23 protein-coding genes are annotated in these 21620 nt (G+C 64.8%); 12 read left to right on the forward strand and 11 right to left on the reverse strand.

Annotated elements, in window-relative coordinates:
• The first annotated feature begins 26 nt into the window (after positions 1-26).
• Genes HGK27_RS18230 through HGK27_RS18240 form a run of 3 tightly spaced genes read left to right on the forward strand, consistent with a single transcriptional unit; the run spans position 27 to position 2612 of the window.
• Positions 27-1547 carry a fumarate hydratase gene (locus HGK27_RS18230; protein WP_206242451.1) on the forward strand — a complete coding sequence of 507 codons (1521 nt, stop codon included), beginning with the start codon at positions 27-29 and terminating at the stop codon, positions 1545-1547.
• Positions 1548-1581: 34 nt separating this feature from the next.
• Positions 1582-1848: a hypothetical protein gene (locus tag HGK27_RS18235; RefSeq protein WP_206242453.1), complete on the forward strand. Its 267-nt coding sequence runs from the start codon at positions 1582-1584 to the stop codon at positions 1846-1848.
• A gap of 32 nt (positions 1849-1880) precedes the next feature.
• Positions 1881-2612 carry a metallophosphoesterase family protein gene (locus HGK27_RS18240; RefSeq protein WP_206242455.1) on the forward strand — a complete coding sequence of 244 codons (732 nt, stop codon included), beginning with the start codon at positions 1881-1883 and terminating at the stop codon, positions 2610-2612.
• A gap of 76 nt (positions 2613-2688) precedes the next feature.
• Here the strand turns inward: HGK27_RS18240 and rpsI are convergent, their stop codons facing one another.
• The 4 genes from rpsI to HGK27_RS18260 all read right to left on the reverse strand — a co-directional run bounded on the left by rpsI (position 2689) and on the right by HGK27_RS18260 (position 5208).
• Positions 2689-3192, reverse strand: a complete 504-nt coding sequence (gene rpsI, locus HGK27_RS18245) for a 30S ribosomal protein S9 (RefSeq protein ID WP_206242457.1) — start codon at positions 3190-3192, stop codon at positions 2689-2691.
• Positions 3192-3671 (reverse strand): 50S ribosomal protein L13, encoded by a 480-nt coding sequence (rplM, locus tag HGK27_RS18250; RefSeq protein WP_206242459.1) that lies wholly within the window; start codon positions 3669-3671, stop codon positions 3192-3194. The genes rpsI and rplM overlap by 1 nt, the downstream gene beginning before the upstream one ends.
• 194 nt (positions 3672-3865) lie before the next feature.
• The gene (gene cutA / locus HGK27_RS18255) at positions 3866-4177 is read right to left on the reverse strand and encodes a divalent-cation tolerance protein CutA (RefSeq protein ID WP_206242461.1); all 312 of its coding nucleotides are present in this window, start codon (positions 4175-4177) and stop codon (positions 3866-3868) included.
• Positions 4174-5208: a COX15/CtaA family protein gene (locus HGK27_RS18260; RefSeq protein ID WP_206242463.1), complete on the reverse strand. Its 1035-nt coding sequence runs from the start codon at positions 5206-5208 to the stop codon at positions 4174-4176. Before HGK27_RS18260 ends, cutA begins: the two co-directional genes overlap by 4 nt.
• Before the next feature lie 139 nt (positions 5209-5347).
• On the opposite strand from HGK27_RS18260, the gene HGK27_RS18265 reads away from it, so the two are divergent.
• Positions 5348-5719, forward strand: a complete 372-nt coding sequence (locus tag HGK27_RS18265; RefSeq protein ID WP_206242465.1) for a MerC domain-containing protein — start codon at positions 5348-5350, stop codon at positions 5717-5719.
• Positions 5720-5738: 19 nt separating this feature from the next.
• On the forward strand, positions 5739-6728 hold the full coding sequence (gene thiS, locus HGK27_RS18270; RefSeq protein ID WP_206242467.1) for a sulfur carrier protein ThiS: 990 nt from the start codon (positions 5739-5741) through the stop codon (positions 6726-6728).
• A 24-nt stretch (positions 6729-6752) separates the two neighbouring features.
• Here the strand turns inward: thiS and HGK27_RS18275 are convergent, their stop codons facing one another.
• Positions 6753-7100 carry a hypothetical protein gene (locus HGK27_RS18275; RefSeq protein ID WP_206242469.1) on the reverse strand — a complete coding sequence of 116 codons (348 nt, stop codon included), beginning with the start codon at positions 7098-7100 and terminating at the stop codon, positions 6753-6755.
• On the opposite strand from HGK27_RS18275, the gene HGK27_RS18280 reads away from it, so the two are divergent.
• Complete coding sequence (locus HGK27_RS18280; RefSeq protein WP_068088353.1) at positions 7099-7626, forward strand: hypothetical protein; 528 nt, start codon at positions 7099-7101, stop codon at positions 7624-7626. The two genes, HGK27_RS18275 and HGK27_RS18280, sit on opposite strands and share 2 nt — an antisense overlap.
• Positions 7627-7891: 265 nt before the next feature.
• Here HGK27_RS18280 and HGK27_RS18285 read toward each other — a convergent pair whose 3' ends face one another.
• A complete protein-coding gene (locus HGK27_RS18285) occupies positions 7892-9163 on the reverse strand; it encodes an alginate export family protein (protein WP_206242471.1) in 1272 nt (423 codons plus the stop codon).
• Between the two features lie 80 nt (positions 9164-9243).
• On the reverse strand, positions 9244-10104 hold the full coding sequence (locus tag HGK27_RS18290) for a DMT family transporter (RefSeq protein ID WP_206242473.1): 861 nt from the start codon (positions 10102-10104) through the stop codon (positions 9244-9246).
• A 109-nt stretch (positions 10105-10213) separates the two neighbouring features.
• On the opposite strand from HGK27_RS18290, the gene HGK27_RS18295 reads away from it, so the two are divergent.
• Positions 10214-11602: an aminotransferase-like domain-containing protein gene (locus HGK27_RS18295; protein ID WP_206242475.1), complete on the forward strand. Its 1389-nt coding sequence runs from the start codon at positions 10214-10216 to the stop codon at positions 11600-11602.
• 160 nt (positions 11603-11762) lie between these two features.
• Complete coding sequence (locus HGK27_RS18300) at positions 11763-13802, forward strand: TonB-dependent receptor (RefSeq protein ID WP_206242477.1); 2040 nt, start codon at positions 11763-11765, stop codon at positions 13800-13802.
• 62 nt (positions 13803-13864) lie between these two features.
• On the opposite strand, the gene HGK27_RS18305 is transcribed toward HGK27_RS18300, so the two are convergent.
• Complete coding sequence (locus HGK27_RS18305) at positions 13865-14359, reverse strand: cupin domain-containing protein (RefSeq protein ID WP_206242479.1); 495 nt, start codon at positions 14357-14359, stop codon at positions 13865-13867.
• Positions 14360-14419: 60 nt separating this feature from the next.
• On the reverse strand, positions 14420-15331 hold the full coding sequence (locus tag HGK27_RS18310) for a LysR family transcriptional regulator (RefSeq protein WP_206242481.1): 912 nt from the start codon (positions 15329-15331) through the stop codon (positions 14420-14422).
• A 112-nt stretch (positions 15332-15443) separates the two neighbouring features.
• Between HGK27_RS18310 and HGK27_RS18315 the strand changes: the two genes are divergently transcribed.
• The 4 genes from HGK27_RS18315 (at position 15444) to HGK27_RS18330 (ending at position 17874) form a co-directional block, all read left to right on the forward strand.
• Positions 15444-16142 (forward strand): pirin family protein, encoded by a 699-nt coding sequence (locus HGK27_RS18315; protein ID WP_206242482.1) that lies wholly within the window; start codon positions 15444-15446, stop codon positions 16140-16142.
• Between the two features lie 71 nt (positions 16143-16213).
• The gene (locus tag HGK27_RS18320) at positions 16214-17131 is read left to right on the forward strand and encodes a pirin family protein (protein ID WP_206242484.1); all 918 of its coding nucleotides are present in this window, start codon (positions 16214-16216) and stop codon (positions 17129-17131) included.
• 12 nt (positions 17132-17143) lie between these two features.
• Complete coding sequence (locus HGK27_RS18325) at positions 17144-17566, forward strand: OsmC family protein (RefSeq protein WP_206242486.1); 423 nt, start codon at positions 17144-17146, stop codon at positions 17564-17566.
• Complete coding sequence (locus tag HGK27_RS18330; protein ID WP_206242488.1) at positions 17563-17874, forward strand: hypothetical protein; 312 nt, start codon at positions 17563-17565, stop codon at positions 17872-17874. Before HGK27_RS18325 ends, HGK27_RS18330 begins: the two co-directional genes overlap by 4 nt.
• A gap of 276 nt (positions 17875-18150) precedes the next feature.
• Here the strand turns inward: HGK27_RS18330 and HGK27_RS18335 are convergent, their stop codons facing one another.
• On the reverse strand, positions 18151-19977 hold the full coding sequence (locus tag HGK27_RS18335; protein WP_206242489.1) for an AMP-dependent synthetase/ligase: 1827 nt from the start codon (positions 19975-19977) through the stop codon (positions 18151-18153).
• 351 nt (positions 19978-20328) lie between these two features.
• On the reverse strand, positions 20329-21384 hold the full coding sequence (locus tag HGK27_RS18340) for a quinone-dependent dihydroorotate dehydrogenase (RefSeq protein WP_206242491.1): 1056 nt from the start codon (positions 21382-21384) through the stop codon (positions 20329-20331).
• Positions 21385-21620 lie beyond the last annotated feature (236 nt).

Below are 21620 nucleotides of genomic sequence, written 5' to 3' on the forward strand. Positions count from 1 at the left end.
CATCAGACTCAAAGGACCCGCATATCATGGCCGATATGGTGACCATTCGCGAAGACGATCTGATCGAGAGCGTGGCCGACGCGCTGCAATATATCTCCTATTATCACCCGATGGATTACATCCGCGCGCTGGGTGACGCCTATGAGGTGGAGCAGGGCCCGGCGGCCAAGGATGCCATCGCGCAGATCCTGACCAACAGCCGCATGTGCGCCGAAGGCCACCGCCCGATCTGCCAGGACACCGGCATCGTCAACGTCTTCATCCAGTGGGGCCAGAACTGCCGTCTTGAATCCGAGAAGTCGCTGCAGGACGTGGTGGATGAGGGCGTGCGCCGCGCCTACAACAACCCCGACAACAAGCTGCGCGCCTCGGTGCTGGCTGATCCGGCCTTCACCCGCCGCAACACGCGCGACAATACCCCGTGTGTTTTGCATGTCGATATGGTGCCGGGTTCGAAGATTCACATCGATGTCGCGGCCAAGGGCGGCGGCAGCGAGAACAAGTCGAAGTTCAAGATGATGAATCCCAGCGATTCGATCGTCGATTGGGTGATCGAGATGCTGCCCCAGATGGGCGCCGGCTGGTGCCCCCCCGGCATGCTGGGCATCGGCATCGGCGGCACGGCGGAGCATTGCGTCCTCCTCGCCAAGAAGGCGTTGATGGAGCAGATCGACATGGCCCAGCTGAAAGAGCGCGGCCCTCAGAACGATCTGGAAGCGCTGCGCATCGAGATCTTCGACAAGGTCAATGCTCTGGGCATCGGTGCGCAGGGTCTGGGCGGTCTGGCCACGATCCTCGATGTGAAGATCATGGACGCCCCCTGCCACGCCGCGGGCAAGCCGGTGGCGATGATCCCCAATTGCGCCGCCACGCGCCACGCGCATTTCACGCTGGACGGCAGCGGGCCTTCGTTCCTCGAAACGCCCAAGCTGGAGGAATGGCCGCAGGTGCACTGGACCCCCAGCGCCGAGGCCAAGCGCGTCAATCTCGACACGCTGACCGCCGAGGAGGTTCAGGGCTGGAAGCAGGGCGACCGTCTGCTGCTCAACGGCAAGATGCTGACCGGCCGCGATGCCGCTCACAAGCGCATCAAGGACATGCTGGCCAAGGGCGAGACTCTGCCTGTCGATTTCACCGGTCGCGTGATCTATTACGTCGGCCCGGTCGATCCGGTGCGTGACGAGGTTGTCGGCCCCGCCGGCCCCACCACCGCCACCCGCATGGACAGCTTCAGCGACCAGATGCTCGACCTCGGCCTGCTGGCCAGCATCGGCAAGTCCGAGCGTGGCCCTGCCGCCACCCAGTCCATCGCCAACCACAAGAGCGCCTATCTGATGGCGGTGGGCGGCGCGGCCTATCTGGTGTCGCGTGCGATCAAGGAATCGCGCGTCGTGGCCTTTGAGGATCTGGGCATGGAGGCGATCTATGAGTTCACCGTGCAGGATATGCCGGTGACCGTGGCCGTCGATTCCGAGGGCAACAACGTCCACAAGCTGGCCCCGCCGGTGTGGAAGGACAAGATCGCCAAGGAAGGCCTGCTGGTCTGATGCAGCGGATCGGCGCCATGGGTGGAGATGATCCATGGCGCTGATCCTGCTGTTCGCGATGGGGATCGTGAATTTCGCGATCCACCGCGCGGTCAGCGACAGCGGCCACCCGCTGCTGGCGCAAATGCCCTGGGCGAGCAGCCGTATGGGCTTTGGCTTCGGCCTCATCACCGAATATCTGATGCTGCTGGCCTGCATGCTGATGACCGATCGCGGATCGGGCGGCTGGGTCTGGGGCTATGGCCTGTATACGGCGGCCAATGGCGTGGCGATCTGGCTGATCCTGTCGCGGCGTATCTAGCGCGGATTCGCCGCAGCGCCTAAGATGCCTGCATGGCCACGCTTTTCCATATCAGCGACATTCATTTCGGGGCGCAGGATAGCCATGCGCTTGACTGGTTCGCCCGCTCCGTGCGCGAGCAGCGCCCCGATGCGGTGATCTGCACCGGAGACCTCACCATGCGCGGCACCCCGCGCGAGTTCGAGGCGGCGGTGGCCTGGCTCTCAGCGCTGGAGGCCCCGGTCAGCATCGAGCCGGGCAACCATGACATGCCCTATTACTGGGAGATGTGGCACCGCCTGCGCCGCCCTTTCGAGCGTTTTAAAGCGGCTCAGGCACAGGCCCAGCGTGTGGTGGCCGTGCCGGGCGTGACGGTGGTGTCGCTGTCCACCATCGTGCCCGCGCAATGGCGGCTGAACTGGTCCAAGGGCTTTGTGACTCAGCCGGTGCTGACGCGCTCTCTGGAGGATTTGAATGCGGCTCCGGCGGGGCTGAAGTTGGTGGCTTGCCATCACCCGCTGATCGATGCCGATACGCATGGCTCGGGCCAGACGCGCGGCGGCAAGGCGGCTCTGGCGCAACTGGCGGCGGCGGGGGCCGATGCGGTGCTTTCGGGCCATGTGCATGACCCGTTCGACATGACCGTCGATGCTGGAGGGCGCCCCATCCGCATCATCGGCGCGGGCACGCTGTCCGAACGGGTGCGCGCCACGCCGCCCAGCTATAACCGGCTGGAGTGGACTCCTGACGATGGCCTGCAGGTGCAGGTGGTCACCGCAAGCTGATTGCTCCACGTGGAACGCGGGCACAAAAAAGGGGGCTGAAAAGCCCCCTTTTCCGTATCGGCAGTTGCCGAAGCGATTAACGCTTCGAGAACTGGAAGCTGCGGCGAGCCTTGGCGCGGCCGTACTTCTTACGCTCGACGACGCGCGGGTCGCGGGTAAGGAAGCCAGCGGCCTTGACGGCGCTGCGCAGAGCAGGCTCGAACTTGGCCAGAGCCTGGGCGATGCCATGCTTCACGGCGCCGGCCTGACCCGACAGACCACCACCCTTGACGGTGCAGACGACATCGTACTGGTCGGTACGGTCGGCGATGCCGAAGGGCTGGTTGATCACCAGACGCAGGGTCGGGCGGGCGAAGTACACTTCCTGATCGCGACCGTTGACGGTGATCTTGCCCGAGCCGGGCTTGATCCACACGCGGGCCACGGCGTCCTTACGACGGCCGGTGGCATACGAACGGCCCTGGGCGTCGATCTGCTTCTCGCGCAGCGGGGCGGTGGGAGCGGCAGGGGTGACGACGCCGGTGTCTTCGGCAACGGTGGTGCCGGCCAGATCGGCGAGGTTGTTCAGAGTCTCAGACATTATGCGCCAACCTTGTTCTTGCGGTTGAGGGCAGCCACGTCCAGCAGCTCGGGCTGGGTGCCGCCGTGCGGGTGCTCGCTGCCGGCATAGAGGTGCAGGGCGCGCATCTGATCGCGACCCAGCGGACCGCGGGGGATCATGCGCTCAACGGCCTTCTCCAGCACGCGCTCGGGGAAGCGACCGGCCAGAACCTTGTCAGCGGTGACTTCCTTCAGGCCGCCGGCATAACCGGTGTGCTTGTAGTAGGTCTGCTGCTTGAGCTTGTTGCCCGTGAACTTCACCTTCTCGGCGTTGATCACGACGACATGGTCACCGCAATCGACGTGGGGGGTGTAGCTGGGCTTGTGCTTGCCGCGCAGCAGGTTGGCGATGATCACGGCGACGCGACCAACGACCAGACCTTCGGCATCGATGAGATGCCACTTCTTTTCGACCTCGGCCGGCTTGGCCGACGCGGTCATCTTGGTGAGAGCCTTCATGGCTTTACGATTCCCGTTTTTGAAGGGGAGGGCCCCTATGAACAGCAACCCCACCAGCGCATGCCGGTGGGAGATTGGAGCGGCCAATGTTGCAAATGGCTTCCAGAGTCAAGGTTTCCGGGCTGTTTTCGTGGAGGTAAAATAATACCGTTCGATTTTGAGGCGTGCCGAAGGGGGATTTTTCAGGCCACCAGTTATCCGGGCAGCGCGCCCAGCCATGCGGCGGTGGCCGGAGCGGCAACATCGCAGCGCCAGCCCAGAATCGCGGGCGTATCATAGGGATGGATCGCGGAAAGCCGCGCGATGGCCTGTTCCAGCAGGGCGGCATCGGTTTTCAGCAGCACGCCGACCTCGGTGTCACGGTGGCGCTCGCCCTGCCAGACATAGAGCGAGGTCATGCCGGGCAGGATGTTGCCACAGGCCACCAGCCTTTCATCCAGCAGCGTGCCGATGGCGGACTCGGCACGGACGGAATCGGGGAAGGGGCACCAGATCAGGGCGCTCATGCCCGGCGGCCCACGGCATGCGCGCCCCAGGCCGTGGCGGCCACCAGCAAAGCGCCGACCAGCTGATGCAGCACCGCGATGCCGATCGAGACATCCGTCATCACCGTGGCGATGCCCAGCAGCACCTGCGTGCCGAAAGCGCTGTGAATGGCGATGGCGGCGCGGCGGTCTCCGGCGGCCTTCACCTTGCGCGCCAGCACCACCAGCAGCGCCACCACGCCCCAGGCCCACCAGCGATGGATAAAGTGGACGATGGCAGGGTCGGCGGTGATGGCGTGGAGAAAGCTCTCGCCGTTCTGGCTGGCGCCGGGCCAGAAGCTGCCGTTCATCAGCGGCCACTCATTGGTGACCCGGCCCGCGCGCAGGCCTGCCATCAGGGCGCCCCACACCAGCTGCACCGCCAGACCCAGCCCGGCCAGCGCGGCAAAGGGAGTCAGGCTGGCGGGCTTGGCGGCGGGATTTCTGGAGAGGGCCAGCAGGTCCAGCGCCGTCCACACCAGACCGGACAGGGTGAACAGCGCGGTGATCAGATGCGTGGCCAGCCACAGGGGGGCGACCTCGGTCATGCCCTTTTGCAGGCCGGAATGGACCATCAGCCAGCCCAGCGTGCCCTGCAGCCCGATCAGCGCCAGCAGCGCAAACAGGCGCGGCTTGTAGCCAGCAGGAATCCGCCCGCGCACCCAGAACCACGCCAAGGGCAGCGCCACGGCCATGCCGATGATCCGGCCCAGCACGCGGTGGATATACTCCCAGAAGAAGATCCCCTTGAATTCGGAGAGAGTCATGCCCGCATGCACGGCGGCATATTGGTCGATCTGGCGGTAATGGGCGAATTCCTGATCCCAGGCCTCCTGAGTCAGCGGGGGCAATGTGCCGCTGATCGGCTTCCACTCGGTGATCGACAGGCCGGATTCGGTCAGGCGCGTGATGCCGCCCACCACCACGATCAGCACCACCAGCGCGGCCACCGCCAGCAGCCAGCGCGCCATCACCCTTGCCTGGGTGGAGGGAGTGGTGCCTGTTGCCGCCATGGCAGCTGTGTCCTTTCGCAAAGAATGCCGCAAAACGGCGGGTTTGCGTGTTAGTGGCGGCAGTCGGCAGGTGAGGCAAGGTGAAAGGATGTCCAAGGGGGCTTGTGAAATGTGATGTTATTACATAAATGCCCTCCCCATGAGCACCATCGCTACCATGATTCGTGGCCGTATCGATCGCATCGGCGTGCTTCTGTCGGCGCTTTGCATGGTGCATTGCGTTTCGGGCGTGGTGCTGGTGGCGCTGCTGGGCGTGGGCGGCGGTGTGCTGATGAACCCGCGCATTCACGAGATCGGTTTGGCGCTGGCGCTGGTGATCGGCGCCGTGGGGCTGGGCATGGGCATGCTGCGCCATGGCAAGCGCGGCCCTCTGGTACTCGGCGGCTTCGGCCTTGCCTTGATGGGCATGGGCCTGCTCGCGCCCCACGGTCTGGCCGAAGCGGCGCTGACCATCGCGGGCGTGACTCTGCTGGCCACTGGACATATCGCCAACTTGCGCCACGCCGACTAACGCGGCATGGGCTTGCCCCATGTCTGAACTCATCACCATCACCGTCAACGGCGAGCAGCGCCGTATCGCATCGGGCGCCAGCGTGGCCGATTTGGTCGCGGACATCGGCTTGAACCCCGCCAAGGTCGCCGTGGAGCGCAATGGCGAGATCGCCCCGCGCTCGACTCTGGCGCAGGTGGTGCTGGGCGAGGGCGATACTCTTGAAATCGTGCATTTTGTAGGAGGTGGCGACGTGGCTGGTGATGACTCTTGGACCGTGGCAGGGCGCACGTTCAATTCGCGCCTGATCGTGGGCACCGGCAAGTACAAGGACTTCGCCCAGAACGCAGCCGCGCTGGAAGCCTCTGGCGCGGAGATCGTCACCGTCGCCGTGCGCCGCGTGAATGTGTCGGACCCCAAGGCGCCGATGCTGACCGATTTTATTGACCCCAAGAAGGTCACCTACCTGCCCAACACCGCCGGCTGCTTCACCGCTGACGACGCTATCCGCACCCTGCGCCTTGCGCGTGAGGCCGGTGGCTGGGATCTGGTCAAGCTGGAGGTGCTGGGCGAGGCGCGCACGCTGTACCCCGACATGCGCGAGACTCTGAAAGCCACCGAGGTGCTGGCCAAGGAAGGCTTCGCCCCCATGGTCTATTGCGTGGACGATCCCATCGCCGCCAAGCAGCTTGAGGAAGCCGGTGCCGTGGCGATCATGCCTTTGGGCGCGCCGATCGGCTCGGGTCTGGGCATCCAGAATCGCGTCACCATCCGCTTGATCGTTGAGGGTGCCAAGGTGCCGGTGCTGGTCGATGCTGGTGTGGGTACGGCGTCGGACGCTGCCGTGGCCATGGAGCTGGGCGTCGATGGCGTGCTGATGAACACTGCCATCGCCGAGGCCAAAGACCCCATCCGCATGGCCCGCGCCATGAAGCTGGCGGTGCAGGCGGGGCGTGATGCCTATCTCTCGGGCCGGATGGCGACTCGGAAATATGCCGATCCTTCGAGTCCTTTGGCCGGGATGATTTGAGGCAAGAAAAAGAGAATGCGAGGGTCATAACCCTCGCGCTCCCTTTACTGTCTTCGTTGCGTGCTGACTAAGCGTGGTGCCCGGATTCATCGCGCAGCAGGTATTTGAAATCCTTATGCGCAATCGTTTGAAATTGCGATCGATTGCCTGCGGCGCATATGCGCTGCGCAGGTGGAGAGGTGAGGCAAAAGGACCGGGTGCCACTGCCCATGTGTTCCGGGAGCGCGAGGGCGTTAACCCTCGCTTTTCATCTTTTTCGGCCCTCCATCCCGTGATTCCCCGGACAATGGTTAAGCTGCCGATAACCTCTTTCATGCAATCCTTTGGCATCGACTCCGAAGCGGGATCTTTGGTGAGGGACTTGACGATCATGGCGACGACTTCTTCTGCGCCACTGGCCATCGCGGAACTCCGCGAATTTGCCGGTTTTACGCCTTGCGAACAGCGCTACATCAAGCGCAGCCTCGACGTCGGGCTGGGGCGTCAGGATGCTTTCAAGCTCTGGGCGCGCGATGTTGACGAAATCGGCAGCATCCGCAGCCAGTACGTCGCCTATCAGGATCTGAAGATCCTGCGCGCCGCCGCGCCGACCGACCAGAGCTTCGAGGCGCTCGACACCTATCTCGGCACGCTGATCCGCCTGACGGCCTTCGATCTGGCGCAGGACCGCCTGACGGGCTTTTCGGCCTTCCGTTTCCTCTATGAGCGCCTGCTGGGCGCTGCTGCCCGGCCCTGGCTGCCTGCCGCCTTCTGCGCTGCTGCTGCCTTGCCGCAGATTCGCCCGGAGCGTCGCAAGAAGCTGCTTCAGTCGATCAGCGAGGCTGCTGCCACGGCGCCGGGTTGGTCCACGAAAGAGCCGCAGTTCTTCCCTGAGTGGGTGGAGAAGGAAGCGGCTTAAGGGATGAAGGGAAGATGCGAGGGGATTATCCCCTCGCGCTCCCATAACGTCTCCCGACGAAAAGTCAGTGGCTCCCCATCGTGGCGCCCAACCTCTCTATCAGAAAAAAAAGGCGCCGCAGGCTGTCATGCCTCTGGCGCCTTTTCTCATTCAAAAGCCTGCGGCGCGGCAAGCTGAGCGCAAGGCCGAACCTTAAGCGCAAGGTAGACATTAAAGGGAGCGCGAGGGCGATGGCCCTCGCATGTCCTCTTTTCAAACCCCTTGATTAAAAAACAAACTCTGCCTGCACCCAGATCTTGCGCGTATCGGTCGCAAACCCCCGTGCCTCATACTGCGCGAATTTCAGCAACCAGTTGATCGGCTTGGTCGAGAACCCCAGCGAGGCATTGATTTCCTTGCCGTAATGCGCCCCGCCCAAGTCCGCATCGAACCAGTGATGCGCCACGGTGTAGGTCACGCGGGGCAGAGCGTCGATCTTGGGCAGCTTGCCCGTTAGAGTCACCGCATGATCGCGCAGGCCATTGGCGGGCGTGGTCAGAAACATATCGGCCCAACCGTTGAACTTGTGCAGGCTGGAGAGCGGCGTCTGGAACGACCATGCGCCGTTCCGGGCCTTGGCATCGGCGCCCAGCACTTCGCGGGTGAGGGTGAGCGTGTGCTGGCCCAGAGTCAGGGCGGGCTCGATGCTGGAATAGGTGGCGGCATAGGCGTTGGGGTTGCGGCCATAGCTGCTCTGCCATGCGAGACTGCCTGCCAGAGCCAGCGATGCGTGGTGGCCCAGCGGCAGAGTCGTGGTCGTGCGCAGGCCGTAGGTTTGGGAACTGTCGAGCTGGGATCGGGCACCGGGCTGATTCAGGAAAGGCGTGGCGTCATAATCCAGCAGATAGGCAAAGCCTTTCAGCGTGGCTGGTTTGGTCACGATCCCGCCCGTCACGAAGGTGAAATCGCCGCGCAGATGGTCGCGCGGGGCGCCATCACTGCCGTTGACGGTGTTCTGGCGGATGGCATGGGTGGCATCCAGCACCAGCGGGCCGAGGGTGGTCTGTATGCGGGCGGCATCGAAGGTCTGCTCGGTCTGGCGCCAGGGGGCGTTGCCGACGAAGCGCTGGTCGTCGAGGATGATCCGCTGGCGGCCCACCGTCGCGGTCAGCGGCTTGGTGGCATAGCGCAGTTGCAGGCGGTTGAGCGCCACGGTGGAGCCATCGGCGATGGTGGCGCGATGAGGGCGATACTGGTCGCTGGGCGTGGCATAGGAAAAGCCGCTGAAGCCCGATCCGAAATGAGTGGTGCCGCTGCCCTCGATCAACAGCGAGAGATGGCTGGGCTTGTGAGCCAGCTCGGCCCCGGCGCGCAGGCGCAGGCTTTCGGCGTGAGCGTCGCGGCTGGTGGCATCGACATCCTCCCAGCGCAGACGAACGTCGATGATCGGGGCCAGCGTGAGCTGCTCATCCAGCGCGATGGGGTGAGTCTGGGCCTGCGCGGCGGTGGCGCAGGCAGTCAGCGACAGGGCGAGAATGGCGGGGCGAAAGCGAGTCATCCACCCGCCCTGCCTGTGGGCTCCATGAGGCTTCAAGCCCGATCGAAAGGCCGAAACGATTTGTCACGGATCAGCAGCGATCAGGCAAAACGGCGGGCTCCACCCACGCACAGCACCACGGCGGCGGTGGCAGCGATCATGGAGGGCGCCACCGTTTCGCGCAGGAAGAACGCCGAGAGGCCGAGGCCCATAAAGGGCTGCAACAGTTGCAATTGGCCCACCTTGGCGATGCCGCCCAGCGCCAGCCCGCGATACCAGAAGATAAAGCCCAGCAGCATGGTGAAAACCGAGACATAGACCAGCCCACCCCAGGCCATCACCGGCAGGCCGCTGAATGTGGCGGGCCAAGTCAACGCCGCCAGCAGCGCCGCCACCGGAGAACACACCACCAGCGACCAGCTGATCGCCTGCCACCCGCCGAGCCTGCGCGACAGCACCGCACCCTCGGCATAGGCCAGCCCGCAGAGCACCACGGCCACCACCATCAGCGCGTCACCCAGCGCCGAGCCATTCGCCCCGCGGTTGAGCGCAAACCCTGCCACCGCGCTGGCCCCGGCCAGCGCAAAGGCCCAGAAGGCGGGGTGAGGGCGCTCGCCCCCGCGTAGCACGCCGAAGATCGCGGTGGAGAGCGGCAGCAGCCCCAGAAACACCAGCGACCGCCCCGCCGTGATATGCTGAAGCGCAAAGGCCGTCAGCAGCGGAAAGCCGATCACCGCGCCGCCCGCCACAATGGCCAGCGAGGGCAGGTCGGTGCGTGCCGGGCGTTTCTGCCGCAGGGCCAGCAGCAAAAGCCCGCCCAGAGCAGCTGCGATCAGCGCACGGGCGGCGGTGAGGAACAGTGGGGTGAAGCCCATGATGGCAGCGCGCGTGGCGGGCATCGACCCGCTGAACAGCACCACCCCGATCATCCCGTTCACCCAGCCCGACGAGCTGACGCGCATTGTACCCTCCTTGCTAAACCTGCGCGCTGGATACGGCGAAGGGACTGGCGAACACAGGGACAGATCGATACAGTTGGTGCAATCTGTATCATTAGAAAGGCCCATACAGATGAGCGATGCCCCTCTCACCCGCACGCAATCGGTGATGGCCGCGATCCGCGCCCGCATCGAAGGCCGTATGCTGGGCGCGGGCGACAAGCTGCCCTCAATCCGGCGGCTCGCAGGTGCGATGGGCGTCTCCCCGGCCACAGTGGTCGAGGCCTATGACCGGCTGGTGGCCGAGGGGCTGATCCGTGCCGTGCCCAAATCGGGTTTTTTCGTTGCGCGGCGCGGCGTGGCGCCGATGGCACTGGCCGAACTGGCCCCGGCCCGCCCGCCAGAGATCGATCCTTTCTGGGTCTCGCGGCAGGCGCTCGATACGCCGGAGGACACGATCAAGCCGGGCTGCGGCTGGATGCCCGCTGCCATGATGCCCGGGGAAGCCCTGCGCCGCGCCATGCGCGAGGTGCTGCGCGGCGCGGACAGCCTGCTCACCGATTACGGCAGCACGCGCGGCATTCCCGCGCTGCGCCGCCATCTGGCGCTGGGCTTTGCGGGCGAGGGGCTGGCGGTGGATGTCGATCAGATCATGCTGACGGCCTCGGGCACGCAGGCGATCGATCTGATCTGCCGTTTCCTGCTGCGCCCCGGCGACACCGTGCTGGTGGACGACCCCTGCTATTTCAACTTTCAGGCGCTGCTCACGGCGCATCAGGCGCGGATCGTCAGTGTGCCCTACACCGCCACCGGCCCCGATGTGGCGCTGATGGAGCAACTGGTGCAGGCCGAGCGGCCCCGGCTCTACATCACCAATTCCGCGCTGCATAACCCCACCGGAGCCAGCCTCTCGCCACGCGTGGCGCATCGCGTGCTGGGCATCGCCGCCAGCGTGGGTATGACCATCGTGGAAGACGATATCTTCGCCGATTTCGAGAGTCAGCCCTCGCCGCGACTGGCGGTGCTGGACGGGCTGGTCGATGTGATCCGCATCGGCAGCTTTTCCAAGACGCTCTCGGCCGCCGCGCGCTGTGGTTATATCGCGGCGAGGCCCGATTGGGTCGATGCGCTGGTCGATCTTCAGGTGGCGACCAATTTTGGTGGACCCAGCCCGGTGGCCAGTGCGGTGGTGGCGCATGTCCTCTCCAGCGGCACCTATCGCAAGCATATGGACGATCTGCGCCGCAAGCTCACCCGTCTGCGCAGCGAGGTGGGGGCACGGCTGACAGCCTTGGGGATCGAGCCATGGCTGATGCCTCAGGGCGGCTTCTATCTGTGGTGTCGCCTGCCGGAAGGGATGGATTCCCGCCGTCTGGCCCGCGCCGGTCTGGAGCGGGGGCTGGTGCTCGCGCCGGGCAATGTCTTTAGCCCCAGCGAGACTGCGGAACGCTTTATGCGCTTCAACGCCACGCAAATGCCGGATCGAGCATTCGACTTATTGGCCGCCTTGATCACAGAGTAATGATATAAAATTTCATCATAGGGACTGGCCTTTCTCTTAATCGTGATATAACGTCACATCCATTCGCGGCGAGACAGGCGGTCCAGCCGTGCGGAGCTTGGGGGAGCATCCGCGCGGGCGATGGGCTGCGCGCCGCGAAGAGGTTAATGAGGGAGTTTCTATGCGTTCGATTCATCTGGCCGGCGCGGCCGTGCTGGCGCTGGCCTATGCCGGTGTGGCCCCCATGGCTCTTGCCGATACGGCAAGCGATGTCGCAGCCACCACCGACTCCGCGAATCCGGGCGCGCCCAGCTCGCGCAATGAGATCATCGTCACCGCCACCCCCTTCCGCCATACGGCTGACGAAACGCCGACGCTCTCCACCAAGATCGACGCCGACCAGATTCTCGCCGCCGGTGGCGCCAGCATTGGTGACGCGCTGCGCGATGTGCCCGGCGTCTCGGTCAGCGGCTTTGCCGCGGGCGCCAGCCGCCCGATCATCCGCGGTATGGACGCGGCCCGCGTGCGTCTGCTGGAAGACGGCACCAGCTCCTCGGACGTCTCCGACATCGGCCCGGACCATGGCATTCCCATCGATCCGCTCGCCGCGCGCAGCATCGAGGTGGTACGCGGCGCCGCCACGCTGCGTTACGGCAGTCAGGCGATCGGCGGCGTGGTCAACACGCTGAACAACCGCGTGCCCACCAGCCTGCCCGACAAGACGATCAGCGCCGAGGCCACCGTGGCCCACACCACCATCAACGATTCGAACGAGGCTTCGGGTCTGGTCGATGGCAAGATCGGCAATCTGGCGCTGCATGCCGATGGCTTCTTCCGCCATTCCGACGATTACGGCACGCCTGAAGGCGTTCAGCAGAACAGCTTCTTCCACGGGCGCGGCGGTTCGGTCGGCGGTTCCTACTTCCTGGGCGGCGGCGACAGCCATGTCGGCCTGGCGGTGACGCATTACGATGCGCAATACGGCATCCCCAGCGACACCACCTTCATCGACATGCGCCAGACCAAGATCATGAGCCGCAACAGCTTCGATCTGGGCACCGGCGTGCTGAAAACGCTGAATGTCGACGGCAGCTATGCCAACTACACCCATGACGAAAAGAACCCCGACGGTTCGATCAACACCACCTTCAAGAACAAGGAAGGCAATGCCCGCGCCGAGCTGCTGCTCAACCGCATTGGCGCGGTGCGCAACACGGCTGTCGGCTTCGAGTATCAGCACCGCGATTTCTCGGCCATCGGCGAGGACAGCTCTTACCTGAATCCGGCCACCAGCGAGAATGTCGCGGGCTATATCTTCACCGAAGTGGAAGTGGCCAAGGCGCTGCATCTGGAAGCCAGTGGCCGTGTCGAGCATGTCAGCGTGACGGGGACGCCCTCGACGGACGTGTTCACCAAGCGCAGCTACACGCCGGTCAGCGGCGCGATTGGTGCGCTGTTCACCGCTACGGAAGGCGTGAAGCTGGGCCTGAACTTCTCCAGCACGGGCCGCGCCCCGGCGCTGACCGAGCTGTTCGCGCGCGGCGGTCATGACGGCCCGCAGACCTTCGAGACCGGCGATCCGAACCTCAAGATCGAGCGCGCCAATTCGCTGGAGCTGAGCCTGCGTATCCGCAAGGGCCCCTTCCGCTTCGACGGCAGCCTCTACAACACCTGGTACAAGAACTACATCTACGGCGATCTCACGGGCCGCACCTGTGACGACGATGGCGATTGCGTCACGGGTGACAGCGAGGAGCTGCGCGAGGTGATCTATCGCCAGCAGGGCGCCCGTTTCCGCGGTCTTGAGGCGCAGGCCACCTATGATCTGCTGCAGGGCCCTCATGGCACGCTGACGGCCAAGGTGTTGGGCGATTACACCCGCGCCACGCTGGACAGCGGCAGCAATGTGCCGCGCATTCCGCCCTATCGCGTGGGCGGCGGGCTGAACTGGCAGAGCAAGATCGTCGATGCCGGGGTGACCTTCATCCACTATGGCCGCCAGAACGATTATGGCGATTATGACACCGCCACCGACAGCTACAATTCGCTGAGCGCTCAGGCGGCGGTGCGCCCCTTCAAGCAATATCCCGGCGTGGAACTGGCCCTGATCGGCCAGAATCTGACCAATGACGTTCAACGCCTCGCCACCTCCTTCAACAAGGATCTGGTGATGATGCCCGGTCGCTCCCTGCGTGTCGTGCTGAAGGTCGCAACCTTCTAAGCACCGCGCAGCACCATGAGCCGGGGTGGAGAGATGGTCGCACCCCGCCCCGGCTCATTCCTTTATGGCGCGGGTTTAGCCCCGCGCGGCAGTTTCATGGTGATGAGGATCAGCCGCCCGTTGATCTGGCTGAACCAGTGCGGCGTCCCCTCGGGGATGATCAGCATATCGCCCTTGGTGATCGGGCGCATGCTGCCGCCGATGATGCCATGTCCCGTCAGATTGGTGGGGCCGGTACGTTGCGGGGTCTCCAGCCTGCCGCCGGTGACCAGCGTGCCGCTGCCTTCCACCACCTGAACCCATTCGGCCTCAGCCTCATGCGTGGCCGCGCCGCTCACCCCTTGGCGATACTCCAGACTGGCGCGATAGGTGCCCAGCCCGACCAGCGGCTGGAAGATCACCGGCTGATCGGGTTTGATGCGCGAGGCGATCAGGGCGATGGTCTGCTCGACGCCCGCCTGATTCATGAAGAGGCCGGGAGCAGGGGCCTCTTGCGCGATGGCAGGCGTTGCGATCGCGACCAAAGCCGCCAGCCAGAACCGGTGTTTTGCGCGCATGCCTGTCCCCCTTTGCGATGCCGGGCCAGACTATGCCAGATCGGCGGTGGACGGCAAGAATCAGTGCTGTGCAGCCCATGGTGCAGCCGAAAGATGCTTGGCCAGAAACTCGATCAGCACCCGCACCCGCGCCGGGCGCAACTGCCCCGGCGGCGTCACCAGATGCAGGGCGATATCGGGGATGCGCCAGTCGGGCAGCACCTCCACCAGAGCGCCGCTGGCGATATGCTCCCACACCATGAAATCAGGCTGAAGCGCCATGCCTTGCCCGGCCAGCAGGGCAGGGGCCAGCGCATCGGCATTGTTGGCGCCGAGGCGACCCTTGATCGTCACCATATAATCGCCCTGCGTGGCGTGGCTGAAACGCCATGTGCCCGGCGCCTCCAGATTGGTGTAGAGCAGCCCGGTATGGGCCGAGAGATCGCGCGGATGGGTGGGATGCCCATGCTCTGCCAGATAGGCCGGGCTGGCCACCAAAGGCCGACGCACGGTGCAGAGCCGCCGTGCGCGCAGGGAGGAATCCTCCAGCCCCCCGATGCGCAGCACCACGTCATGCCCGCCGCCCACCACATCAACCAGCGAGTCGGACAGATCGACATCCACATTCACCTGCGGAAAAGCGCCCAGAAACTCGGGAAGAATCGGCGCGACATGGCGCAGGCCAAAGCTCATCGGCACTGCCAGACGCACAAGACCACGCGGCGTATCGCCCTCGGCGCTGGCCTGCGCCTCGGCGGCCTCGCCATCGGCCAGAATGCGGCGGGCCTTGTCCAGCACGCCGCGCCCGCTCTCGGTCAGCGCTAGTCGGCGGCTGGTGCGGTGAAGCAGAGGCACGCCAAGGCGCGCTTCCAAGCGCGTGACCGCCTTGGACACGGTGGGTTTGGAAAGGCCCAGCGCCTCGGCAGCGGCGGCGAAAGAGCCGGTGTCCACAACGCGGGCGAAGATGGCCCAGGCCTCAAGATCGGGCAGCATTGATAAAATTCCTTCACCGGTATCATTCTATCATTGCCATTTCTTTCCTCGGCGCAATCCCTAAATTGGCCTCAACAGCCGCAGAGACACTCTGGCGGCACGGAGAACACCCATGATCGAACTGCGCCCCTTCGCTTCCATCGGCCATGCCAACCATGGCTGGCTCGATGCCCGCCACCACTTCTCCTTCGCCGATTATTACGAGCCCGACCGCATGCACTGGGGCAATTTGCGCGTGTGGAATGACGACACCATCGCGGCCAAGAGCGGCTTCCCCCCGCACCCCCACCGCGACATGGAAATCATCACCTATGTCCGCAAGGGCGCGATCAGCCACCGCGACTCGCTGGGCAATGACGGCCGCACCGAAGCGGGCGACGTTCAGGTGATGAGCGCGGGCACCGGCATCACTCACGCCGAATACAATCTGGAGGACGAAACCACCACGCTGTTCCAGATCTGGATCCAGCCCACCCGCAGCGGCGAGCAGCCCAGCTGGGGCGCCCGCCAGTTCCCCAAGGGCGAGCGCGCCGGGCAACTGGTGGTGCTGGCCAGCGGCTACGGTGACGACGGCGATGCCCTGCCGATCCGCACCGAGGCCCGCATCGTGGGCGGCACGATCCGCGCCGGTGAGACGGTCGATTACGTGCTGGGCACCGAGCGTAAGGGCTACCTTGTCCCCGCCACCGGTGCGATCGAGGTCAATGGCGTGAAGGCCAACACCCGCGACGGCGTGGCCATCGCCGAAGTCGAAACGATCAGCATCACCGCCCTTGAAGATGCCGAGATCGTCCTGGTCGATACGCTGTAAGATCCCCCCGGGCGCGGGGTTTCCCCCCGACTCCGCGCCACCCTTTTTCTCCACCCACGGAGTAGCCCACCATGAGCCTGTCCCCCGCTGAAAACCCCGTCGATTCGGTGATCCTGCCCCCGGTGCGCGATCTGGGGGACGGCTTCTCCGTCCGCCGCGCGCTGCCCAGCCCCAACCGGCGGATGGTCGGCCCCTTCATCTTCTTCGATCAGATGGGTCCGGCGGCCTTCTCGGGCGAGCAGGCGCTGGATGTGCGCCCGCACCCCCATATCGGCCTCGCCACGGTGACCTTCCTGCTCGATGGCGAGATCATGCACCGTGACTCGCTGGGCAGCCTGCAGGCGATCCGCCCCGGCGAGGTCAACTGGATGACGGCGGGCAGCGGCATCGTCCATTCCGAGCGCACGCCCGACAATCAGCGCGGCGTGGGCGGCAGCCTCTTTGGCCTCCAGACCTGGGTAGCTCTGCCGAAAAAGCATGAGGAAACCGCGCCTTCCTTCCGTCACTACAAGGCCGACGAAATCCCCGTCGCCGAGGACAAGGGCGCCAAGCTGACGCTGATCGCAGGCACTGCCGATGGGCTGGTCTCTCCGGTCGAGACCTTCTCGGACATGATCTATGGCGATCTCACGCTGGCCCCCGGCGCGCGCTACGCCTTCGCCCGCGATCATGTCGAGCGCGCGGTCTATGTCGTTTCCGGCTCGCTGCGGATCGAGGGGCAGGAAGGCTCCTTCGGCCAGACCCAGCTTGTGGTGCTCAAGCCCGGCGCCGAAGTGGTGCTGACCACGCAGGAACCCACCCGCCTGATGCTGGTGGGCGGCGAACCTTTCCCGGAAAAGCGCTACATCTACTGGAACTTCGTCTCCTCCGATGCCGACCGCATCGAGCAAGCCAAGGAAGACTGGCGCGAGGACCGCTTCGCCCATGTCCCCGGCGAAGATGAATTCATCCCGCTGCCCCCCGACGTCCCCGGCGTGAAGCTGAAGTAAGGAGCCTGTGCCATGGCCGAGACCCACACCCCCAACGCCAGCGCCACCACCACCGGCGCAGGCCTGTTCCAGAGCCAGCTCGACATCGCCGGAACCCCGCTGATCGCTGACGAGCCGGTGGAACTGGGCGGTCTCGGCACCGGCCCCGGGCCTTATGACTTGCTCTCCGCCGCGCTGGCCACCTGCACCACCATGACGTTGCGCTTCTATGCCCAGCGCAAGGGTTGGGACATTGGCGAGGTCAGCACCCACGTCACTCACCACCGCGACGCCAAACAAACCCCCGCCGACCGTTTTGAACGCTTGATCACGCTGGCGCCCGGTCTGGATGCAGCGACGCGCGAAGAGCTGCTCTCCATCGCCAACCGCTGCCCGGTTCACAAGACCCTGACCGCCGGTTCCACCGTCGATACCGCCCTTGTGGGAGACGTATGATGACCACCCTGACCCGCGAAGACTGGCTGGCCGCTTCCATCGGCGCTCAGGATTTTCAGCGATATGGTTGCCGTCAGCCGAGCGTTCCACGTGAAACGCTTGGGTTTTTTGGGCGGATGGTGACGTGGGTGTTCGGGGAAGGGGATGCGCCCCGGCCTCTGGCTCATCCCCGGTTGGAGGCTTTGCGCCGGTTTGCCTGCGCCACGCGCGCCGGGCATCAGCCGGGGGTGGCTCTGGTGAGCGAGTTGCACCGCTTGGGCGTGCAGCCGAAGCATTTGGCAGCGATTGAAGGTTTTTTGATGGTTTGAGGATTTAAAGGTTCAAAAGAGAAATGCGAGGGGGTTACCCCCTCGCGCTCCCATAACGTCTTCCGACGAGAGCGCAGTGGCTCCGCATCGTTGCGCTCCAACTCTCCACCTGCTCAACCTATGGCGCCGCAGGCAATGAATCTTATGGCCGCTAGACTGTGCAGGCGTTTTAAAAGCCTGCGGCGCAGCGACGTTGCTCCTCGGCTGAACCCTTAGCGCCAAGGCTGACAAAACCCGGGAGCGCGAGGGTGTAACACCCTCGCATTTCCCTTCTTCTCACCCCTTATAAAGCGCATCCAACCGCGCCCCATACCGCTCTTTCAGCTTATGGCGGCGGATCTTCATGGAAGGCGTCATCTCTTCATTGTCGATGGCGAAAGGCTCATCCGCAAAGGCGAACTGGCGCACCTTCTCCACCACGGACAGATCCGAATTCACCCGGTCCATCGCCTCACGCACGGCGGCGCGGAAGGCGGGATCGCCTTGCAGCGTTTTCATGTCGAAATGGATGTGATTGGCTTGCGCCCAGTCCAAAGCCCATTCGCAATCGGGCACGATCAGACCCACGACATAGGGGCGGCGGTCTCCGATCACCATGGCCTGCGCGATTTCCGGCTGAAGAGTCAGCATGCCCTCGACGCGCTGGGGCGAAATGTTGTCGCCCTTGTCGTTGACGATCATGTCCTTCTTGCGGTCGGTGATCTTGATGCGCCCGGCGGAATCGATCAGGCCGATGTCTCCGGTGTGGAGCCATGGGCCTTTTTCCGGCTCGGCGGGGTCGATCTTCAGGACTTTGGCGGTTTCGGCGTCGTTGCGCCAATAGCCGTGCATCACCAGCTCGCCGCGAATCAGGATTTCGCCGTCCTCGGCGATACGGACCTCGGTGTCGGGCATGGGTGGGCCGACGGTGTCCATGCGGATGCCAGCGCTGGGCCGGTTGACGGCGGCGACAGGCGCGCATTCGGTCTGGCCATAGCCTTGCAGCAGGGTGAGGCCCATCGCCTGAAAGAACAGGCCGATCTCGGGGTTGAGCGGGGCGCCGCCCGAGACCAGCGCCTTCATGCGGCCACCGAAGCGCGCGCGGACCTTGGGGCGCAGCGTGCGTTCCAGCACGGCCTCAAGCAGCGGATCGCTGAGGTGTTTCTTGCCCTCCGCGCGGCGGGAGGCCAGATCAATGGCCTTGTCCATCAGATAGTTGGGCAGGCGGCCCTGTTTCTCTATGCCCTTGATGATGCGCGTGCGCAGCACCTCGAACAGGCGGGGGACGACCACCATGATGGTGGGGCGCACCTCCTCGATGTTGGCGCCCAGCTTTTCGAGCCCCTCGGCATAGGCGATCTGGCCGCCCATGCCGATGGGCAGGAACTGGCCGCCGGTATGCTCATAGGCGTGGGAGAGGGGGAGGAAGGAAAGGAAGACCTCATCGCCCCAACCGAAGTCCTCGGCCAGAATGCGCGCGGCGCCCGCCACATTGTGCAGGATGGCGCCGTGGTGCTGCATCACGCCGCGCGGGGCGCCACCGGTGCCGCTGGTGTAGATGATGCAGGCGGTGTCAGCGCGGCCGATGGCGCCGATGCGGGCCTCGACAGCCTTGCGGGCGGCGGCGGCATCGCCTTCAAGCATCGAATCCCAGTCGTGATAGTTCAGTGCGCCGGCCTGAGTTGCGCCCAGCGGCTCCATACCGATCACATGGCGCCCATGGCCGGAGCGCAGCACGGCGGGCAGAAGCGTCTTGCCCAGCTTCGCACCCGAGACGATCACCGCGCAGGCGCTGGAGTTTTCCAGAATATGGGTGTGATCGCGTTCGGTGTTGGTGGTGTAGGTGGGCACGGTGACGCAGCCCGCCGCCATGATCGCCAGATCGGCAATCGCCCATTCCGGACGGTTTTCCGAGACCAACATCACGGGATCGCCACGCCGCAGGCCCAGTTTTACCAGGCCTTCCGCCAGCAGGCAGACCTTCTGCGCCGTTTCCTTCCAGCTGATCGATTGCCATTGCCCGTTGCGTTTGGCGCGCAGGAATGGGGCATCGCCCTTCTCATCCGCGCGAGCCAGAAACAGCGCGACCAGATTCGGCGTGGTGGAAAATTCGGTAAGCTGCACGGTGATGGTCCTGTCCCCCTTGTTCAGGGTTTTAGGAGGGTGAAGGAGGGGAGGCAAGAAGGTGAAGATGCGAGGGTAGAGTCCTTTGTTGGTCGCATGTCTCCAGAGACATGCTCCGGGCCCTCGCGCTCCCGGAACGTCTCCCGACGAAAGGTCGCGCTGGTGGCCGCGTCAGTCTTGGAACTCTTGAACTGTGCCAGGGTTGCGCCGCAAGCAAGAATGTCTTGGAAGGCAATGCTATACGAAGGATATAAAAGCCTGCGGCGCAGCGACGTTGCTCCATCGCCGAACCCGTGGCGCATCGTAGACATAAAAGGGAGCGCGAGGGCGATGGCCCTCGCATTTCCTCTTTTATGTCCCTGTTCCGATGGCTTCCTGAATCGAGGAAAACCCATCCCGCCGCATCAGCTCCAGCAGGCCCTTGTTGATGGCTCGCGCGATCCCCGGCCCCTCATAAACCATCGCGCTGTAGAGCTGCACCAGCGACGCCCCCGCGCGAATCCGCGCCCATGCGTCCGCAGCATTGGCGATTCCGCCCACGCCGATCAGCGGCACAGCGCCCCCGGTGGCCTTGCGGAAATCGACGATGCGCTGCTGGGCCATATCGCGCAGTGGAGCGCCGGAGAGGCCGCCGGTCTCGCCCGCGTGGGGGCTGTGCAGGGCGGGGCGCTCGATGGTGGTGTTGCTGACGATCAGGGCGCCCAGCTGCTTGTCGATGGCGATGCGGGCGATGGCGTCCACATCGGCGGGCTGCAGATCAGGCGCGACTTTCAGGAACACCGGCGGGCGGTGGCCGGTGGCGTCACGCGCGGCGATCACGCCGTCGAGCAGTTCCTCCAGCGCGGCGGGGTCTTGCAGGGCGCGCAGGCCCGGCGTGTTGGGGCTGGAGACGTTCACCGCCAGATAGGAGGCCAGCGGGGAGAACAGCCTCGCTCCCGTAGCGTAATCGGCGATGCGGTCGGTGGCGTCCTTGTTGGCGCCTATGTTGATGCCCAGAATGCCGCCGCGAGTCCTACGCTCGGACAGGCGCGCGTGAGCTGCAGTCGCTCCGCCATTGTTGAAGCCCATGCGGTTGATGACGGCGCGGTCTTCCACCAAGCGGAACAGGCGCGGCTTGGGGTTGCCGGGCTGGGGCAGGGGGGTGATCGAGCCGACCTCCGCAAAGCCGAAGCCCAGGCCGAGCAGGGCGTCGGGCACCTCGCCGTCCTTGTCGAAGCCTGCTGCCATGCCGACGGGGTTGGGGAAGGTCAGGCCTGCCACGCTGCTGGACAGCGCCGGATCGCTGGCAGGGGCGCGCTGGGGGCCGCCGTTGCGCAGCACGTTGAGCGCGACTCCATGCGCCTTCTCGGCGTCGAGTCGGAACAGCAGGGGGCGGATCAGCGCATAGGCGGCGGGGCTCGGGATCATGAGATGCCTATGGCAAGGCGGGGAGGCGCTGTCGATGGCCCAGATTGTGCCGGAGATTCCGATGGTGGATGGCAGGCAACAACGGCCTATCGCAGATTACCTAGGGGGTCGTCGCAGTCCGTGACGGATCTTTACAATTATTTGTTCATCTCGCCCCTTACCTCGGACTTGCGACCCGAAGGGCTCGACGGTTTTTACCGCGAGACCTCGAACTTGACGGCGGCCTCCTTTCCAGC

The organism is Novosphingobium terrae (assembly GCF_017163935.1).
GTDB classification, from domain to species: domain Bacteria; phylum Pseudomonadota; class Alphaproteobacteria; order Sphingomonadales; family Sphingomonadaceae; genus Novosphingobium; species Novosphingobium terrae.

What these genes read in the sequence shown, in the direction of transcription:
- HGK27_RS18280 (WP_068088353.1), top strand. Translation starts at nt 7,099, where the DNA reads ATGGCGACGACTTCTTCTGCGCCACTGGCCATCGCGGAACTCCGCGAA.
- HGK27_RS18325 (WP_206242486.1), top strand. Translation starts at nt 17,144, where the DNA reads ATGGCCGAGACCCACACCCCCAACGCCAGCGCCACCACCACCGGCGCA.
- HGK27_RS18265 (WP_206242465.1), top strand. Translation starts at nt 5,348, where the DNA reads ATGAGCACCATCGCTACCATGATTCGTGGCCGTATCGATCGCATCGGC.
- HGK27_RS18315 (WP_206242482.1), top strand. Translation starts at nt 15,444, where the DNA reads ATGATCGAACTGCGCCCCTTCGCTTCCATCGGCCATGCCAACCATGGC.
- HGK27_RS18235 (WP_206242453.1), top strand. Translation starts at nt 1,582, where the DNA reads ATGGCGCTGATCCTGCTGTTCGCGATGGGGATCGTGAATTTCGCGATC.
- rplM (WP_206242459.1), bottom strand. Translation starts at nt 3,671, where the DNA reads ATGAAGGCTCTCACCAAGATGACCGCGTCGGCCAAGCCGGCCGAGGTC.
- HGK27_RS18320 (WP_206242484.1), top strand. Translation starts at nt 16,214, where the DNA reads ATGAGCCTGTCCCCCGCTGAAAACCCCGTCGATTCGGTGATCCTGCCC.
- HGK27_RS18230 (WP_206242451.1), top strand. Translation starts at nt 27, where the DNA reads ATGGCCGATATGGTGACCATTCGCGAAGACGATCTGATCGAGAGCGTG.
- cutA (WP_206242461.1), bottom strand. Translation starts at nt 4,177, where the DNA reads ATGAGCGCCCTGATCTGGTGCCCCTTCCCCGATTCCGTCCGTGCCGAG.
- HGK27_RS18305 (WP_206242479.1), bottom strand. Translation starts at nt 14,359, where the DNA reads ATGCGCGCAAAACACCGGTTCTGGCTGGCGGCTTTGGTCGCGATCGCA.
- HGK27_RS18300 (WP_206242477.1), top strand. Translation starts at nt 11,763, where the DNA reads ATGCGTTCGATTCATCTGGCCGGCGCGGCCGTGCTGGCGCTGGCCTAT.
- rpsI (WP_206242457.1), bottom strand. Translation starts at nt 3,192, where the DNA reads ATGTCTGAGACTCTGAACAACCTCGCCGATCTGGCCGGCACCACCGTT.
- thiS (WP_206242467.1), top strand. Translation starts at nt 5,739, where the DNA reads ATGTCTGAACTCATCACCATCACCGTCAACGGCGAGCAGCGCCGTATC.
- HGK27_RS18260 (WP_206242463.1), bottom strand. Translation starts at nt 5,208, where the DNA reads ATGGCGGCAACAGGCACCACTCCCTCCACCCAGGCAAGGGTGATGGCG.
- HGK27_RS18295 (WP_206242475.1), top strand. Translation starts at nt 10,214, where the DNA reads ATGAGCGATGCCCCTCTCACCCGCACGCAATCGGTGATGGCCGCGATC.
- HGK27_RS18340 (WP_206242491.1), bottom strand. Translation starts at nt 21,384, where the DNA reads ATGATCCCGAGCCCCGCCGCCTATGCGCTGATCCGCCCCCTGCTGTTC.
- HGK27_RS18285 (WP_206242471.1), bottom strand. Translation starts at nt 9,163, where the DNA reads ATGACTCGCTTTCGCCCCGCCATTCTCGCCCTGTCGCTGACTGCCTGC.
- HGK27_RS18240 (WP_206242455.1), top strand. Translation starts at nt 1,881, where the DNA reads ATGGCCACGCTTTTCCATATCAGCGACATTCATTTCGGGGCGCAGGAT.
- HGK27_RS18310 (WP_206242481.1), bottom strand. Translation starts at nt 15,331, where the DNA reads ATGCTGCCCGATCTTGAGGCCTGGGCCATCTTCGCCCGCGTTGTGGAC.
- HGK27_RS18275 (WP_206242469.1), bottom strand. Translation starts at nt 7,100, where the DNA reads ATGATCGTCAAGTCCCTCACCAAAGATCCCGCTTCGGAGTCGATGCCA.
- HGK27_RS18290 (WP_206242473.1), bottom strand. Translation starts at nt 10,104, where the DNA reads ATGCGCGTCAGCTCGTCGGGCTGGGTGAACGGGATGATCGGGGTGGTG.
- HGK27_RS18330 (WP_206242488.1), top strand. Translation starts at nt 17,563, where the DNA reads ATGATGACCACCCTGACCCGCGAAGACTGGCTGGCCGCTTCCATCGGC.